Consider the following 16,344-nt stretch of genomic DNA (forward strand, 5'->3'; position numbering starts at 1 on the left):
CGCGCCCAAAAAGGGGGCGTGAACGCGCCGCCCGCGCCACCCCACCGCTGCCACACCGCCCCGCCGCCAACAACTCGTCAGCCGCACGCCGGACCGACGACATTCACGCGCCCATCAGCCTGCCGCGCGAAACATCGAGGCTAAAGGGGCGGGCAACGGACGAGGTGGCGGGCTGGCAGTGACCATGGGGGCGGCTCCTTGGTCGGGTGGGTGCAGTGGCTACGTGACTTCTGTTGCTGAGGTGACAGGAGGGTTGGGTGGTCGACGAGCCGGACGCCGCGCAGATCGATCGGCTGCGCGAGGCCTACGCCCAGCTGCGGAATGTCGTGGACCGACAGGCCGCTGAGTTGGAGGTGGCGCGGCGGGACAACCAGGCGCTGCGGGCCAAGGTCGACGAGCTGTACGAGGTCAGTGAGCTGACCGCGCGGCTGGGCCGCAACGCGAAGAACCCGTCGGTGCCGCCGTCGTCGGAGGGGTTGGGCAAGAAGCCGGCGACCCGGGCAAGCGCGGCGGGCGGCGGGGGCAACAGGGCGGCCAGGGCGACCCCGTTGGTGCCCACCTGGGACGCCGCCGCGGCGAATCGTCCGAGGGATGGTCGGGATGACGGGCGCGCACGGTCTTGCCGCACGCGGTGCAGCACCCCACACCCAGGGCGTAGCGGGTGACGTGGGCGCGCACCCGCGGGTTATCGGTGAGCCACTGCGACAGGATCTGCCCGCTGCCGGCCACTCGCCCGCCCCGCCGTCGCGGTCGCAGCGCTCGGGCGCCCGCGCCGTCGACACCTGACTTCGTCAACATGGTCGGGCACCCCCCGGGTGCGCCCTGGTGGCGTAGGCCTCGCCGGGCTTGCGGCCCGGCCGGCCGCGCTCGCCGGCGGGTGTGGGCTCGCCCTTGGAAAAGGCGCCGACTGACGCTTGCCCTCGCGCCGCGGCCTCCAGGCGATCCTGCAACACCTCGACCTGCCGCTCCAGGCGGGCGACCCCGCCCTCCAGCCCTGCGATGCGTCGCGTGTCGGCGCGGACCTGCGCGGCGAACAGGTCGCGCTCGGCACGCACCCCCACCAGCTCGGCGCGCAACGCCGCATTCTCGGTCTCCAACCCGACGCGGTCGTCGAGCAGTCGGGCGGCGTGGTCGCCGACCACACCCGCGGCGCCTCGCCAGCCACTATCGTTCACTTCAGCCCCGCCAGTCACAACCACCCGCGAGGTCAAGGACCCGCGTCGGCCGCCAAACCTCACATTCCTGTTTGGTGTTGCATTAGCAGCGTGTGGGTACTCTCAGGACCGCTGGTCCTCTGGTGCGCGGAGACCTCTGAGCATGCGAGACGAACAGGACAAACGTGATCGAGGTTGCCGTTGGAGCCGCCATAGTCGCCGGTTTGATCGCCGGCGCGATCATGGAGGGGCCGGTGTATCTGCAGAAGGCGATGGGCCTGCCGGTCAAGCAGAACATCTTCCGCACGTGATCCACTACACGCTGGCCGGCCCGGTGGTGAAGCTGCTGCCGTCGATCGACCCGGAGACGGGCGAGGTCGGAAAGCAGGGCTTTGCCTACCGCAACTACGGTGCGCTGGATGTGGCGACGTCGTTCGTCGGCCACATGAGCCTCGGCCTGTTCACCGCGGTGTTCTACGCACTGCTGCACCCCAACGGCGGCAGCGCCCTGTTGTTCTAATGGCGCTCCCATCTGTCCACCAGTGGACTCGGCTGTGACGGTCGCCCCACAGATGGCAACGTCGCCAAGTGCGCAACCCGTTGACGAGCCGCCCCACGTGCTCGTGGTCGAGGACGACGCCGAAGTTGCCGGCATCTTGCGCGAGTACCTCAACCGTGCGGGCTACGAGGTCGAGACTGTCGGCGACGGCGTCGCGGGTCTGCGGCGGACCTACGCTCGGTGGCCTGACGCCATAGTCCTGGACCTGACCTTGCCGCAACTCGACGGCCTGGAGGTGTGCCGCCGCGCTCGCGCTGCATCAGTTGACGTGCCGATCATTATTTTGTCGGCCCGAGCCGAAGAGTCCGACCGCATCCTCGGACTCGACTGTGGTGCCGACGATTACCTGTGCAAGCCGTTCTCGCCGCGCGAGCTGGTGGCACGTGTGCGAGCAGTGCTCCGCAGGGCCCCCACGGCCGCGGTGCAATCGTCCGGTGACGACGCCCGCATCTGCGCCGCGGACATCGTTCTTGACCAACGAACGCGCGAGGTCAGCGTGGGTGGCAACTTCGTCGACCTGCGGCCACGGGAGTTCGAACTTCTGACGGTGCTGATGAGCCGCGCAGGTGAGGTGCTGCACCGGGACGTCCTGCTCAACGAGGTGTGGGGATACTCGTTCGGGGGTGCCGGTACCCTCAGCGTTCACATCCGTCGACTGCGCGAGAAGGTTGAAGGTGATCCCGCACAGCCACGGCATATAAGGACCGTGTGGGGGGTCGGCTATCGGTTCGATCCGTGAAACCGGCAGTGGCATTCGGCGTCGGCGTGTTGCTGCTGGCTGTGACGGCAGCCGTCAGCATCGGGCTCGGAACACCGACCACTGAGGCTGTTCGGGCTGCAGCCATAGCGGGCACCGCAGGCGTTGTTGTCGGTGCGCTCGGGACGGGTCTCCTGAAGCTCCTTGAGCGCGCTACGCTGACTGCGCAGATCAGCGCGCCCGTGATCATTGTCCTCTGCGTTATCGCGCTCGGCGCGCTGGCCGGAGTCAACGCGCTGTTTTCCGGTCAGCAGTTGCGGGCGCTTGCGATGCTTCTCGTGGCGGGCGGCGTGGTGGGTGTCGTCCTTGCGCTCATGTTCGCCGAGGACATCCGCGAGGCGAGTCAGGGTCTTCAGGAGACCGTGCGCGAGATCGCCAGCGGCACTGCGGGAGCTCAGTGGAAGCCAGGTATTCCCGAGCTTGCAGAACTCGCGGCTGAACTTCAACGGACGTCGGTCCAGCTTGACGAGGCCCGGCGGCGCGAACGCGCACAAGACCAGTCCCGCCGCGAGCTTGTTACGTGGGTGTCACACGACTTACGTGCGCCCCTGCAGCGTATCCGCGCCGCCGCCGATGCGCTTGAGGACGGTGTATTCGACGACGCGCACAGCCTCGAGGCGCTGCACGCAACCGTGCGGATAGAGGCCGACCGGCTCGGCCGCCTCATCGATGACCTGTTTCAGCTCAGCCGTATCGAAGCGGGCGCGTTGGAGCTCCGCATGCAGCCCGTGGCGCTAGCGGACCTCGTCTCAGAAGTGCTCGCCGCGGTCGCGCCGACCGCTGCCGCCAAGGGCGTTGCGCTGGAAGGCGGTGCTGGCGGGCACGTGCCGCAGCTATGCGGCTCGCCTGCTCACTTGACGCGTGCCCTGGCCAACCTGCTGGACAACGCAGTCAGAGAGACGCCGCCAGGCGGCACCGTAACGACCGCCATCGGCGCTGAGCCCGGCGTCGTGGTCGTCATGATCGACGACGAGTGCGGGGGAATGGCACCCGAGCAATTACTCCGGCTGTCCGCGGCGGCAGAAGCCGGACACGGTCCAGGCAGCCAGGGGGGAGGGCTGGGGCTTCGGATTTCCTGGGGCCTGGTGAGGGCGCACGGCGGCGACATACGGGTCGCGAATCACAACGGGGGATGCCGTTTCCAGATCCGTCTCCCGGTTGCCGGTTCGTGACGCGGAAGGCTGCACTGTCAAGCGTTTTCAGGCCGGCGGTTTCTCCGTGCGGACGCGCGGCGACGGCGTGCTGGCCATTTCCACTTCGCCGCGCGCCGAGACGACGACGTGCACTGCGGGCGCAGCCAAGCCCCCCGTGGTCGCGCGACGAATTCTTACAAGGACCTTAACAATCCTCCGGGAGTGCGTTTCGAGCATGGGCCCCGGGTACGCCCGGCAACGACTGAGCGGCCCCCGGCTTCTCGACGGACACCAACAAGGAGAAAGACAATAGCTGATGCACGGCCGTTCACGGCAGGTGCTGGTATCCTGACGCTGCTCCAGCAAGCCGCACATCAGACGGCCGCGCGCGGCGGCGGAGACGGTTGGCACCACGGCGACTCCGCTACGACACAGGCGCCGATGACCCAACAGGGCTGCGGCTTGATCCCTTGCGCTTCGCCGGTCGCCGTCGAGGTCGTCGAGGCCGCGGTCAGAAGGGCCAGCCTGGGCAGGAGGGTCAGCAGACTGTGAAGGAGAAAACGTGATCGAGGTTGCCGTTGGAGCCGCCATAGTCGCCGGTTTGATCGCTGGCGCGATCATGGAGGGGCCGGTGTATCTGCAGAAGGCGATGGGCCTGCCGGTCAAGCAGAACATCTTCCGCACGTGGGGCAACATGTTCGGTCTGCGCGGCGGCGCCGGCTACGTCGTGGGAATGATGTTCCACCTGGCGCTGGCCGCTGGGATCGCCGTTCTGTATGCGCTGTTCTTCAGGTTGATCGGCGTCGACGGTAACTTGTTGCTGTGGGGCCTGGTGGCGGCGTTGATCCACTACACGCTGGCCGGCCCGGTGGTGAAGCTGCTGCCGTCGATCGACCCGGAGACGGGCGAGGTCGGAGAGCAGGGCTTTGCCTACCGCAACTACGGTGCGCTGGATGTGGCGACGTCGTTCGTCGGCCACATGAGCTTCGGCCTGTTCACCGCGGTGTTCTACGCACTGCTGCACCCCAACGGCGGCAGCGCCCTGTTGTTCTAGGTGACTGGTGTGCAGCGAGGTGTGTGGAGTGACTGGTTCATCAGTTGGTCCTTGGTCGGGAGGTGTGGTGGGCGTTGCGGTGTGGGCTGGCTGGCGGTGGCACGGCCTGGTCGGCCTCTGAGCGTGTGATACAGGTTGGCCGCTCACGCCGCATCTGTGTGGGTCTTAGGGCTTGCATGGAGGAGGTTGTGACGACTGCTGGAACCTCGGGACGCGACGGCGGGGGTCGTCGCCGCAAGCGGATGTTGACCCCGCAGCAGAAGTACGAGGTGTGGTTGCGGCTGGTCACCGGGGAGCTGTCGCAGAACGAGGCGGCCGAGCAGTTATGGGGTGGACCGTTCGACGATCGCGCGGATCCGGGTGGTGGCCAAGCAGGGCGCGTTGGATGCGCTGGCGCGGTCCAAGCGGGGCCGGCCTGAGGGGTCCGCTGAGGTGCTGGCTGTGACCTCACCGGGGTGGTGTGGCCTTGTCGTGGTCGTCTCATGCGGTGGCGGCGTGCCAGCCGGCGGTGTTTCGGCGCACGCCGAGCCTGGCAAAGCGTGCGACGTTGTGCGCGGTGGCGTTGAGGTCCCAGTCTTGGGCGACGCGTTGTCGCCCGCGTACGCGGGCGCGGCGCCCGCCGTGCCAGCGGCGGACGAGGTGGGCGAGCTTGCGTTCGACCTTGGGGCGGTTGTGGTGCGGGCGGGCGACCAGGTCGGAGATCACGAGCCGACCGGAGGCGCGGTAGTCGGCCTGCCAGTCGGGGTCGGCTTGGCGGGCGCGCTCGGCTGCCAGCAACGCCTCGTGGGGCCCGACGTTGACGCTGCGGCCGGCGGGCGAGGCGGTGCACTGCGCACGCAGCGGGCAGTCCCCGCACAGCTCGCCGAACCTGGCGGTGGCGTTGCCGTTTGCCGCCACCCGCAGTCCCACGGTCTGCCCGGCGGGGCAGGTGACCGTGCCGTGGTCCAAGTCGATGTCGAAACGGTCCTTGCTGAACCGCCCGCCGAGTGCGGTCGCCGGGGCCACCTTGGTCATCGGGGTCGCGCCCATCTCGGCCAGCGCCGCCAGGTTGTCCCCGCTGCCGTAGGCCGCGTCGGCGTACACCCGCGGCCCACCGTCGCCGTCACCGTCACCCACGGCGGGGTGACCGTCGCCGTTGGCGCGGTCGCGCTCGGGCTGGTCGTCGTTGGTGGCCGCCGACGCGGCGACGACCTCGCCCAGCAGCTTCTGGGTGGCCTCGGCGTCGCCGACATTGGCGGGGGTGACCGAGTCCGAGGTCGGGGTGATGAACTCCGAGTCGGGGTCGACCGCGACGTGGCCCTTGTAGTCGTCGTAACGGCGCGCGCTGGTCTTGTGGCCGTGTCGGGCGTCGGGGTCCACTGTGGGGATCACCCGATCCTTGGGGACCCGCCGGGTGATGCGAAACACCCCGTCGTCGCCTTCCTCCACGTCCTGGCCGACCACGGTGGCCAACAACGCGGCGGCCTCCACCACCACAGGCTCAGCGGTCTCGGCCCCCTCGACCTCAGCAAGCGCAGCCAGCCCGTCACCCACCAGCTCGTCGACCAGCAACTCGCGGGCGGCGGCGGCGTCCCAGTCACACACCGGCTTGCCCGCAGCGACGTAGTCGTCGTGGCGGACAAGTGCCGCCCTGATCGTGGCCTCCAACGCCGCCGGCGCGGCGCGCAGCAGCCCCCGGATCGCCGAACGGATCAACGTCACCGTGTCTTGGGTGGCGACCGCGTCGAACGGCGCGGAGTCCAACGCCCGCTTGACCCCCAACAGCCCCGCTTCGCCGGCCACATCAGTGGTCGCGCGAAACAGCTCTTGGGGATTGTCGGAGTCGCGCAGCCGCATGTCCACCCACACCGTGTGCGCGAACTGGGCGCGCTGGCCGGCGTCCCAGCCGCCCAGCCCGCAGGCGTAGCGCCAGCGCACGTCGAACGAGAACCGCTCGCACGCCTCCCTATCCGACAACCCACCCAGCTTTTGCAGCACCATCACCGTGGCCCTGATCGACGGCGGCACGCTGCGCCGACCCGTGGACGTGAACAGATCCGCGTACATCCCGTCAGGGAACAAGTTGTCGCGCGGCGGTGCAACAACGCATACACCGACCCGTCGGGCACCACCTCCTCACAATGCCCGACCACCTCGTCAAGGAGATCACCTTGGCGCGCCGCCACCACCCAACGTCACACCACACCCCTCCGCGAAAACAACACTGCTGTGATTCTCGTAGACCACCCTGCCGGAGCCCAGCATCCGGCACGAAAGACACCGGTCACCTAGTCCCTTGGTGCTCCGACTCCGCCCACAGGAGGTCGTCGTGATGCAGATCGATGTCGGCGTTGCGATCCGTGCCCGCCTTCATCGCCGGGATCATGTTCGGCCTCCTAAATCTAACCGGCATCCTGAACGCGCTGATGCGATCCAACTGCGGCAGCACCGTTGTCTACTCAGCGACGTAGCGAGGACGCAACGATGAGCGCGTCGGTCACCGGTCGCGGACACGCGCTCCCGGCTCGCCTGTCGCAAACGGATCTGTGGCAGGGCTACTTCCGACACCACTACGGCGACGCCGAGGTCGCGCGGAGGGTGTGGGAGCATTCGGCGATCGAGCTCCGCCGCGGTGTCGTCAACCCCCTTCAGGAGGACATCTCGTCGTGGGGGACCGCCGCGCGGATGCGGCGCTTCGTCGATGAGGCGCTACCGCTTGGGAAAGAGGCCGTGGGTGCGGCGCTGGACGACGCTGGCGTGGATGCAGGCGAGGTGGGTCTCTTCACCGTGGTGTCGTGCACCGGCTACGCCACGCCAGGTCTGGACATCCTGCTGGCGCGCGACGTGGGCATGAGCGACACGGTCCAACGGCTCTACATCGGGCACATGGGGTGTTACGCCGCCCTGCCGGGCCTGGGTACGGCGGCCGACTTCGTCAACGCCCGGTCGCGGCCCGCCGTCATGTTGTGTGTTGAGCTGACCAGCTTGCATGTCCAGCCGCCCACCTCGAACGCGCGCGCCGGAGATCCGACGCCGGCTGATGTGCAGCAGATAGTCGCCCACGCGCTGTTTAGCGACGCCGCGGCGGCCGTCGTCGTCGAACCGGCCACCGACGGCCTCGAAGTGGTCGACATCACAGCACGAACCGACGTCTCGACCGCCGGCCACATGACGTGGGACGTTACCGACCTCGGGTTCAAGATGGGGTTGTCGCCTCGGGTTCCGGACGTGCTGCGTCAGCACGCCCGACCGGTGGTCGAACAACTGCTCGCGCGTCACGGCATGGCCATCGAAGAAGTCGATGGATGGGCCATTCATCCTGGCGGTCGCAAGATCATCGAGGTCGTCGGCGACGTGCTGGGGCTGGCCGAGGAACATCTGCAGGCGTCGTACGACGTTCTTCGAAACGTGGGTAACTCCTCCAGCGCCACGGTGCTGCTGGTCTTGGATCGGCTGCTCCGGCTACGCGACATCCCGGCCGCCGGCCACGTCGTCGCGATGGCGTTCGGCCCTGGCCTGACCCTGTACACCGCGCTGCTGCGCCGCGTCGTAGCCGGGCGAGAGAGCGCGACCCGGTGAACGGGCACGTGCAGCCGAGTGGCACACCTACATCAATGGCACGCTAACCTCGACGCTGCTCGACGCAATGTGGGCGGAGTGTGGGCTACGGAGGCTGAGTGACCTCGTAGGAGGCCGCTGACTTGCGGTTTTTACCCGACGTCCTGCACCATGCCGAACTTGTCCTCGTAGTTGGTCATGTTCGTGTTCAGGGCGCGGATGATCTTGCCCACCATGGTCGGGGCCACCTTCACGCGACTGACGACCTCCGCCTGGACCTGGCCCTCCTTGCCGCCGGGCATCACCTGGCAGAAGTCGAGGGTGAACTCGTGAGGGGAGTGGCTGACGACGAGGAAGTTCGCGTACATGCCGTACTTGCTCGCGTCGTCGACCTTGACGTTGATCTGCTGGCTGCCGCCTTGCTGGCCGCCGCTGCCGGGGTCGGTCACGGGATCTCCTGTCGGTCGGGGGCGCGCCGGGTCGTCGAGCGCCCGCCGATCCTAGTGCGGTGCCGCGTACACTCGGTGGCTCCCGGGCGCTTAGCTCAGCTGGCGAGAGCGCTTGCCTTACAAGCAAGAGGTCACAGGTTCGAGTCCTGTAGCGCCCACCGATGACGCTCGACGACGCAGACGCCGCCGCGCTCCATGCGCTGCTCACGGCCCTCGACCCGCCGCTCACCGTGGTGACCGTCGAGGCCGGTGGGGAGCGTTCGGGCTGCCTCGTCGGCTTCCTCTGCCAGTGCAGCATCGATCCCCCCCGGCTGCTCGTGTGCCTGTCGAAGCGCAACCACACGTACCGGGTGGCGCGCGGGGCCGACGGGCTGGCGGTGCAGCTGCTCGGGGAGGACCAGCTCGATGTCGCGGAGCTCTTCGGCGGGCGCACGGGCGACGAGGTCGACAAGTTCACCGCCACAGACTGGCGCCCGGGGGACGGGGGGACACCGGTCCTCGCCGACGCGCGGGGGTGGGCCGCCGGGCGCATCCTCGACCGTTTCGACGCCGGGGACCACGAGGCCTTCCTCGTCGAGGTGACCGCCGCGGGCGGCCGCCCCGAGGGCGCGCTCCTCCACCTGCGCCACGCCGTCGACATCGAACCGGGTCACGACGCCTGAGGCCGTCGCCGCGCCCGAAACGCACTCTTAATCGTCGCGGGACACGCCCGCAACACCCCCCTCGTAGCATCGCCGCCGTTCCCGCAGAGCGTCTCGGGAGCAGGGTTCGAACCGTGGACAGGGGAGCGGGTATGCGAGCATGGTCGGGCAAGATCGTCGCGCTCGTAGCAGCGCTGGGAATGATCGTCGGCGGCTGTGGGGACGACGTCGCCGCGCCGGCGACCGCAGGCGGGGACGGCGACACCATCAAGGTCGGCGTGCTGCACTCGCTCAGCGGCACCATGGCGATCAGCGAGGTGAGCGTCCACGACGCCGAGCTGCTGGCGATCGAGGAGATCAACGCCGCCGGGGGGGTCCTCGGCCGGCAACTCGAGCCGGTCATCGAGGACGGCGCCTCGGACTGGCCGACGTTCGCGGAAAAGGCGCAAAAGCTCATCTCCGCCGACGGCGTCGCGGCGGTGTTCGGCGGCTGGACGTCCGCGAGCCGCAAGGCGATGCTGCCGGTGTTCGAGGCGAACGACGCGCTGCTGTGGTACCCGGTGCAGTACGAGGGCCTCGAGGCGTCCCCGTCGATCTTCTACACCGGGGCGACGACCAACCAGCAGATCGTCCCGGGCCTCGAGTACCTCGTCGAGCAGGGGCACGAGAGCCTCTACCTCGTCGGCAGCGACTACGTGTTCCCCCGCACGGCGAACCTCATCATCCGCGCCTACGCCGAGGCCCACGGCATCGGGATAGTCGGTGAGGACTACACGCCGCTGGGTCACACCGAGTACTCCACCGTGCTCAACCGCATCCAGTCGGCCGACCCGGACGCGGTGTTCAACACGCTGAACGGCGACAGCAACGTGGCGTTCTTCAAGCAGTTCCGTGACGCGGGCCTGTCCGCAGAGCGCCTGCCGACGATGTCGGTGAGCGTCGCCGAGGAGGAGATCCGCGGCATCGGCGCGGACAACATCGCCGGGCACCTCGTGGCCTGGAACTACTTCATGACCACCGACACTCCGCGCAACGCCGAGTTCGTCGCCGCCTACAGGGAACGCTACGGCGCGGACCGCGTAACCGCCGACCCGATCGAGGCCGGCTACGCCGGGGTGCACCTGTGGGCCGCCGCGGTCGAGGCGGCCGGCACGACCGCGGTGGACGCGGTCCGCGAGGCCGCCGCGGGCATCTCCTTCGACGCGCCCGGCGGCACCTACACGATCGACGGCGCCAACCAGCACATCACGAAGACGGCGCGCATCGGCCTGATCGAAGACGACGGCACCATCACCGAAGTGTGGGCGTCGGACGGACCGATTGACCCTGATCCCTACCTCGAAGGCTACGACTGGGCCGAGGGCCTCGGCGCACCCCGGTCGTGACGGGCGCCGTCACGGGGAGGACCGGCGCATGAGCATGATCGCGTCCCAGCTCGTCGTGGGGCTGTCCATCGCCGGCGTCCTCGCCCTCGTCGCCATCGGGCTGTCGTTCACGTTCGGCCAGATGAACGTCATCAACTTCGCGCATGGCGAGTTCGTGATGGCCGGGGCCTACGTGCCCTACGTCCTGCAGCGGGCGGGCCTTTCCGCCGGAAAGTCGCTCCTGGTCGGGCTGCCGGTCGCGATCGTCGTCGCCGCTGCGCTCGGCCTGCTGCTCGAGCGCACGCTCGTCCGGCGTCTCTACGGCCGGCCGCTCGACACCCTCCTCGTCACCTACGGGGTGAGCCTGGTGCTCCAGCAGGCGGCCCGCGACCTGTTCGGCGCGCCGAACGTGCAGGTGCTGCGGCCGTCGTGGCTCGACGGCCGTCTCACCGTCGGTCCGGTGCAGCTGTCCTACACCCGACTCGCCATCCTCGTGCTCATCAGCGCTCTCGTCGTCGGGGTGACGCTGCTGCTCACCCGCACGGCCACCGGTCGGCGGATGCGCGCGGTCACCCAGAACCGCAGGCTCGCGGCGTCGTCGGGGCTTCCCACCCGGCGCACCGACGCGTTCACGTTCGCGCTCGGGTCGGGCCTTGCGGGAGCGGCGGGGGTGGCGCTGGCGCTGCTCGGCCCGATCGGCCCCTCGCTCGGCACGTTCTACGTCGTCGACGCGTTCCTCGTCGTCATCGTCGGCGGGCTCGGGCACCTGCGCGGCGCCGTGCTCGCGGCCCTCGCCATCGGCATCACGAACGCGTTCGTGGAGCTCTCCCTCGGCACGAGCCTGGCGAAGGTGATCGTGTTCGCCCTCGTCATCGCCTTCCTCCAGCTCCGCCCGCAGGGGCTCGTGAGCAGCCGGACGAGGGCGCTCGTGTGAGCAGTCCGACGCGCGCGCGAACCCGCGTCCCCTCACCCGTCGCGGAAGCCGGGTCCCAACGCGCCCCCGAGGGCGTCTGGGCGGCGCGCGCCCGCGCCTACGCCCCGCTGCTCGTCGTCGCGCTCGCCCTCGCGCTCGCGCCCGCGTTCCTGTCCGACTTCCGCCTCGGCCTGCTGTCGCGCTACCTCGCGTTCGCCATCGTGGCGGTCGGCCTCGACCTCGCCTGGGGCTACGGCGGGATGCTGTCGCTCGGCCACGGCCTGTTCTTCGGCCTCGGTGGCTACGCCATGGCGATGCACCTCAAGCTCGCGTCCTCGGGGAGCGCGTTGCCCGACTTCATGATGTGGAGTGCGGTGACCACGCTGCCGGCCTGGTGGCGGCCTTTCGAGTCGGCGGCGTTCGCGCTCGCCGTCGCCGTCGCGCTGCCGGCGGTCGTCGCGGGGGCCGTCGGCTACATGATCTTCCGCAACCGCGTCCGCGGCGCGTACTTCGCGATCCTCACGCAGGCGATGGTGCTCATCTTCGTCACGCTGCTCGTCAGCCAGCAGGGCTACACGGGCGGGACCAACGGCCTCACGAACCTGTCGACGATCTTCGGCGCGCCCATCGCCGCACCGGCGACGCGGCGCCTGCTCTACGTCACCGTCGCGACCGTGCTGCTCGTCGTGCTCGTCGGTGGGCGTGCCCTCGTGCGCTCGCGCTGGGGGCGGCTGCTCATCGCCTGCCGCGACGGTGAGGACCGCGTGCGCTTCCTCGGCTTCGACCCGACCGCGGTGAAGACGGTGGCATTCGCGCTGAGCGCCGCCGTCGCGGGCCTGGCGGGAGCGCTGTTCGTCCCCATCGTCGGCATCATGGCCCCCGGGCTCATCGGCGTCGTGCCCTCGATCCAGATGGTCATCTGGGTCGCCATCGGGGGCCGTGCGAGCCTCGTCGGTCCCGCGCTCGGCGCGGTGCTTTTCGGGTACGCCTCGACGTCGTTCAGTGAGTCGTTGCCCTCCGCATGGCTCTACCTGCAGGGGGCGCTGCTCATCGGCGTGCTCATGCTCGCCCCCCGAGGGCTCGCCGGGGTCCCGCAGACCCTGGGCCGTGGCATGGCGCTGCTGCGCCGCGGGCGGGTGGCGAGGTGACGAGCACGGTCGTCGACGTCGCCGGGCTCGTCGTGGAGTTCGACGGCTTCCCCGCCATCGACGGGCTCGACTTCACTGTCGAGCAGGGCGAGCTGCGCTTTCTCATCGGCCCCAACGGCGCCGGCAAGACGACGCTGCTCGACGTCCTCACCGGCCTCACCCGCCCCCGTGCGGGGACCGCGACGGTGCTCGGCCACGACGTCACCAGCATGAGCGAGCACGGCATCGTCGCACGTGGGATCGGTCGGACGTTCCAGACCCCCACGGTGTTCGAGGAGCTCACCGTCGCGGAGAATCTCGACCTCGCCCGGATCGGCACCGGGCCGCGGCGCGCGCTGCTCCGGCGGCCGGCGGGCGTGCCCGCCGCGATGACGGGGATGCTCGAGCGGGGCGGACTGCTCGGGCTCGCCGGCCGGCCGTCCTCGGTGCTGTCGCACGGCCAGCGGCAGTGGCTCGAGATCGCGATGCTGCTCGCCGCCGACCCGCGCGTGCTCCTGCTCGACGAGCCGGTGGCCGGCATGACCCGCGACGAGCGGCGCGCGACCGGCGAGCTGCTGACCGACATCGCCACCGACCGCACCGTCGTCGTCGTCGAGCACGACATGGACTTCCTGCGCCGGTACGCCCGGCGGGTCACCGTCATGCACGCCGGCCGGCTGCTTGCCGAGGGCTCCGTCGCCGACATCCAGGCTCACCCCCGGGTCCGGGAGGTCTACCTCGGGCGGCCGGCGGACGAGGGGGCGGCCGATGCTTGACATCACCGGGCTCTGCGCCCGCTACGGCACGACCCAGGTGCTCTTCGACGTCGATGTGTCGGTGCCCCGGAAGGGCATTGTGTGCCTGCTCGGTCGCAACGGCGCGGGCAAGACGACGCTGCTCGACGCGGTCATGGGCGTGCGACCGGCAAGCGCGGGCACCATCCGGCTCGACGGCGCCGACGTCACCCGCTGGCCACCCCACCGTCGGGCGTCGAGCGGGATCGCGTACGTCCCCCAGGGCCAGACGACGTTCCCGCAGCTCACCGTGCGGGAGAACCTCCAGGTCGTCCTCGAGTCGTGCGCCACGCGGCGGCGGGGGGCGGTGGACGACGTCATCGACACGTTCCCCGTGCTCGCGACCATCCTCGACCGCCCCGCCGGGCTGCTCTCGGGAGGACAGCGCCAGCAGCTCGCCATGGGACGCGCGCTCGTCGTCGACCCGCGGATCCTGCTCCTCGACGAGCCGACCGAGGGGATCCAGCCATCGGTGGTGCAGCACATCGCGAGGGCCATCGTCGCCCTCCACGCCGACCGGGGCGTGACCGTCCTGCTCGCCGAGCAGGCCGTGGACTTCGCGCTGGCGATCTCGGACCGCTACGCGGTCCTCGACGCCGGACGCCTGATCGAGGAGGGCTCGTGTGCCGAGATGGACGTCGACCGCCTGCACGAGGCGCTCGCGATATGAGGCCCCGTCGAGGAGGAGGTGGTCGGGCGTGCGCCTGACACCCCACGAGCAGGAGCGCCTGCTCATCCACGTCGCGGCCGACGTCGCGGAGCGCCGCCGGGCCCGCGGCCTGCCGCTGAACTACCCGGAGGTCGTGGCGATCCTGACCGCGTTCGTGCTCGAGGGTGCACGCAGCGGCCTGAGCGTCGCGGACCTCATGGAGAGGGGACGCACGATCCTCGGGGCCAACGACGTCATGGACGGCGTCGGTGCGCTCGTCGGGGACGTGCAGATCGAGGCGACGTTCCCCGACGGCACGAAGCTCGTCACCCTCCACGACCCCCTCCAGGCGCCGTGAGGCCGGGCGAGATCCTCCTCGCCGCGGGCGATGTCGCGCTGAACGTCGGCCGCCCGGTCGTCGAAGTGCGCGTGCGCAACACCGGGGACCGGCCCGTGCAGGTCGGCTCGCACTACCACTTCGCCGAGGCGAACCCGGCGCTCGCGTTCGACCGGCAGGCGGCCTGGGGGATGCGCCTGGCCGTGCCGTCGGGAACCTCCGTGCGTTTCGAGCCGGGCGTGGAGCGCGACGTCCCACTCGTCGCGCTCGCCGGCCGGCGTCGCGTGCCGGGCCTGCGCCGCGCGGCCGAAGGGCCGCTCGACGCCGGACGGCCGGGGTCCGCATGACCCAGCACATCGACCGCGCGCGCTACGCCGCCCTGTACGGGCCGACGACCGGGGACCGGGTCCGGCTGGCGGACACGAACCTCTTCGTGGAGGTCACCGAGGACCGCTGCGCGGGCGGTGACGAACTCACGTTCGGCGGCGGGAAGACCGTGCGGGAGTCGATGGGCCAGGCGACGCTTTCCCGGGCTGAGGGCGCCCTCGACCTCGTGCTCACCGGCGCGCTCGTGGTCGACCACTGGGGGATCGTCAAGGCCGACATCGGGGTCCGCGACGGCCGCATCGTCGGCCTCGGCAAGGCCGGCAACCCCGACACGATGGCCGGGGTCGACGCGGCGCTCGTCGTCGGTCCCGGCACCGAGGTGATCGCGGCGAACGGCCGCGTCGTCACCGCCGGGGCGATCGACAGCCATGTGCACCTCATCTGCCCCCAGCAGCTCGACGAGGCGCTCGCGAGCGGCGTGACGACCATCGTCGGCGGCGGCACCGGGCCCGCCGAGGGATCCAAGGCCACGACCTGCACGCCCGGCTCGTGGCACCTCGAGCGCATGCTGCGGGCGCTCGACGGCGCACCCGTGAACGTCGCGCTGCTCGGCAAGGGCAACAGCGCGGCCCCGGAACCGCTCGTCGAGCAGGTCCTCGCCGGCGCGGCCGGCCTGAAGCTGCACGAGGACTGGGGCACCACACCAGCGGCGATCGACCAGTGCCTGCAGGTCGCCGACCGCTACGGCGTGCAGGTCGCCATCCACACCGACACGCTGAACGAGGCGGGGTTCGTCGACAGCACGGTCGCCGCGATCGCCGGGCGCACCATCCACGCCTACCACACCGAGGGCGCCGGCGGCGGTCACGCGCCCGACATCCTCACGATCGCCGGTCACCCGAACGTGCTGCCGTCGTCGACGAACCCCACCCGCCCGCACACCGTCAACACCGTCGACGAGCACCTCGACATGCTCATGGTGTGCCACCACCTGAAGCCGTCGATCCCCGAGGACCTCGCGTTCGCGGAGTCTCGCATCCGACCGTCCACCATCGCCGCCGAGGATGTGCTGCACGACCTCGGGGCCATCTCGATCATCGGATCCGACAGCCAGGCGATGGGTCGCATCGGGGAGGTCGTGCTGCGGACGTGGCAGACCGCGCACGTGATGAAGCGCCGACGCGGCTCCCTGCCCGGCGACGGTGACGCCGACAACCACCGAGCCCGTCGCTACGTGGCCAAGTACACGATCTGCCCAGCCGTGGCCCACGGCCTCGACGGCGAGGTCGGATCGGTGGAGGTGGGCAAGCTGGCCGACCTGGTGTTGTGGGACCCCGCCTTCTTCGGCGTGCGGCCCCATGTGGTGCTCAAGGGAGGAATGATCGCCTGGGCCGCCATGGGTGACGCCAACGCCTCCATCCCCACGCCCCAGCCGGTGCTGCCCCGTCCCATGTTCGGCGCCACCCCGACGGTGGCCGCGGCCACCAGCGTGGCCTTTGTGGCTCCCGCCGCCCTCGAAGCCGGACTGGCCGATCGCCTGGACGTGCAC

General features: G+C 70.1%; 19 protein-coding genes and 1 tRNA gene. 17 read left to right on the plus strand and 3 right to left on the minus strand.

The features are described from left to right. The first annotated feature begins 257 nt into the window (after positions 1 to 257). A complete protein-coding gene (locus VM324_04935) occupies positions 258 to 665 on the plus strand; it encodes a hypothetical protein (protein ID HVL98619.1) in 408 nt (135 codons plus the stop codon). A gap of 126 nt (positions 666 to 791) precedes the next feature. Here VM324_04935 and VM324_04940 read toward each other — a convergent pair whose 3' ends face one another. Next, positions 792 to 1,142, minus strand: coding sequence for a hypothetical protein (locus tag VM324_04940; protein HVL98620.1), 351 nt, complete (start codon positions 1,140 to 1,142; stop codon positions 792 to 794). Between the two features lie 197 nt (positions 1,143 to 1,339). Here VM324_04940 and VM324_04945 point away from each other — a divergent pair, with 197 nt between their 5' ends. From VM324_04945 to VM324_04965, 5 genes are all read left to right on the plus strand, one after another. Further along, the gene (locus tag VM324_04945; GenBank protein ID HVL98621.1) at positions 1,340 to 1,465 is read left to right on the plus strand and encodes a hypothetical protein; all 126 of its coding nucleotides are present in this window, start codon (positions 1,340 to 1,342) and stop codon (positions 1,463 to 1,465) included. Continuing rightward, a complete protein-coding gene (locus VM324_04950) occupies positions 1,462 to 1,674 on the plus strand; it encodes a hypothetical protein (GenBank protein HVL98622.1) in 213 nt (70 codons plus the stop codon). The genes VM324_04945 and VM324_04950 overlap by 4 nt, the downstream gene beginning before the upstream one ends. A gap of 97 nt (positions 1,675 to 1,771) precedes the next feature. Then, entirely contained in the window at positions 1,772 to 2,452 is a 681-nt protein-coding gene (locus VM324_04955; GenBank protein ID HVL98623.1) for a response regulator transcription factor, read from the plus strand. Further along, entirely contained in the window at positions 2,449 to 3,642 is a 1,194-nt protein-coding gene (locus VM324_04960) for a HAMP domain-containing sensor histidine kinase (protein ID HVL98624.1), read from the plus strand. The genes VM324_04955 and VM324_04960 overlap by 4 nt, the downstream gene beginning before the upstream one ends. A gap of 523 nt (positions 3,643 to 4,165) precedes the next feature. Then, on the plus strand, positions 4,166 to 4,657 hold the full coding sequence (locus tag VM324_04965; protein ID HVL98625.1) for a hypothetical protein: 492 nt from the start codon (positions 4,166 to 4,168) through the stop codon (positions 4,655 to 4,657). A 480-nt stretch (positions 4,658 to 5,137) separates the two neighbouring features. Here the strand turns inward: VM324_04965 and VM324_04970 are convergent, their stop codons facing one another. Next, a complete protein-coding gene (locus tag VM324_04970; protein ID HVL98626.1) occupies positions 5,138 to 6,703 on the minus strand; it encodes a transposase in 1,566 nt (521 codons plus the stop codon). A 384-nt stretch (positions 6,704 to 7,087) separates the two neighbouring features. On the opposite strand from VM324_04970, the gene VM324_04975 reads away from it, so the two are divergent. Beyond that, on the plus strand, positions 7,088 to 8,215 hold the full coding sequence (locus tag VM324_04975; protein HVL98627.1) for a 3-oxoacyl-[acyl-carrier-protein] synthase III C-terminal domain-containing protein: 1,128 nt from the start codon (positions 7,088 to 7,090) through the stop codon (positions 8,213 to 8,215). A gap of 131 nt (positions 8,216 to 8,346) precedes the next feature. Here VM324_04975 and VM324_04980 read toward each other — a convergent pair whose 3' ends face one another. Further along, positions 8,347 to 8,643, minus strand: a complete 297-nt coding sequence (locus tag VM324_04980) for a DUF3467 domain-containing protein (GenBank protein ID HVL98628.1) — start codon at positions 8,641 to 8,643, stop codon at positions 8,347 to 8,349. Between the two features lie 84 nt (positions 8,644 to 8,727). Between VM324_04980 and VM324_04985 the strand changes: the two genes are divergently transcribed. The 10 genes from VM324_04985 to VM324_05030 form a co-directional block, all read left to right on the plus strand. After that, positions 8,728 to 8,801, plus strand: a tRNA-Val gene (locus VM324_04985). 3 nt (positions 8,802 to 8,804) lie between these two features. Next, complete coding sequence (locus VM324_04990) at positions 8,805 to 9,305, plus strand: flavin reductase family protein (GenBank protein HVL98629.1); 501 nt, start codon at positions 8,805 to 8,807, stop codon at positions 9,303 to 9,305. Between the two features lie 131 nt (positions 9,306 to 9,436). Then, a complete protein-coding gene (gene urtA, locus VM324_04995; protein ID HVL98630.1) occupies positions 9,437 to 10,669 on the plus strand; it encodes an urea ABC transporter substrate-binding protein in 1,233 nt (410 codons plus the stop codon). 28 nt (positions 10,670 to 10,697) lie between these two features. After that, entirely contained in the window at positions 10,698 to 11,582 is an 885-nt protein-coding gene (gene urtB / locus VM324_05000) for an urea ABC transporter permease subunit UrtB (protein ID HVL98631.1), read from the plus strand. Further along, entirely contained in the window at positions 11,579 to 12,709 is a 1,131-nt protein-coding gene (gene urtC / locus VM324_05005; GenBank protein ID HVL98632.1) for an urea ABC transporter permease subunit UrtC, read from the plus strand. The genes urtB and urtC overlap by 4 nt, the downstream gene beginning before the upstream one ends. Beyond that, a complete protein-coding gene (gene urtD, locus VM324_05010; GenBank protein HVL98633.1) occupies positions 12,706 to 13,464 on the plus strand; it encodes an urea ABC transporter ATP-binding protein UrtD in 759 nt (252 codons plus the stop codon). The genes urtC and urtD overlap by 4 nt, the downstream gene beginning before the upstream one ends. Continuing rightward, positions 13,457 to 14,152, plus strand: coding sequence for an urea ABC transporter ATP-binding subunit UrtE (gene urtE, locus VM324_05015; GenBank protein ID HVL98634.1), 696 nt, complete (start codon positions 13,457 to 13,459; stop codon positions 14,150 to 14,152). The genes urtD and urtE overlap by 8 nt, the downstream gene beginning before the upstream one ends. 28 nt (positions 14,153 to 14,180) lie before the next feature. Further along, entirely contained in the window at positions 14,181 to 14,489 is a 309-nt protein-coding gene (locus tag VM324_05020) for an urease subunit gamma (protein HVL98635.1), read from the plus strand. Then, positions 14,486 to 14,815 (plus strand): urease subunit beta, encoded by a 330-nt coding sequence (locus tag VM324_05025; protein ID HVL98636.1) that lies wholly within the window; start codon positions 14,486 to 14,488, stop codon positions 14,813 to 14,815. The genes VM324_05020 and VM324_05025 overlap by 4 nt, the downstream gene beginning before the upstream one ends. Next, positions 14,812 to 16,344 (plus strand): urease subunit alpha (locus VM324_05030; protein HVL98637.1); only part of this gene is annotated, 1,533 nt, incomplete at its 3' end. The genes VM324_05025 and VM324_05030, both read left to right, overlap by 4 nt.

The organism is Egibacteraceae bacterium (genome assembly GCA_035540635.1).
GTDB lineage: Bacteria > Actinomycetota > Nitriliruptoria > Euzebyales > Egibacteraceae > DATLGH01.

Bases quoted from the DNA above. Each gene is read 5' to 3' on its own strand.
- VM324_04990 (HVL98629.1), top strand. From the start codon at position 8,805: ATGACGCTCGACGACGCAGACGCCGCCGCGCTCCATGCGCTGCTCACG.
- urtB (HVL98631.1), top strand. From the start codon at position 10,698: ATGAGCATGATCGCGTCCCAGCTCGTCGTGGGGCTGTCCATCGCCGGC.
- VM324_04970 (HVL98626.1), bottom strand. From the start codon at position 6,703: ATGTACGCGGATCTGTTCACGTCCACGGGTCGGCGCAGCGTGCCGCCG.
- urtA (HVL98630.1), top strand. From the start codon at position 9,437: ATGCGAGCATGGTCGGGCAAGATCGTCGCGCTCGTAGCAGCGCTGGGA.
- urtE (HVL98634.1), top strand. From the start codon at position 13,457: ATGCTTGACATCACCGGGCTCTGCGCCCGCTACGGCACGACCCAGGTG.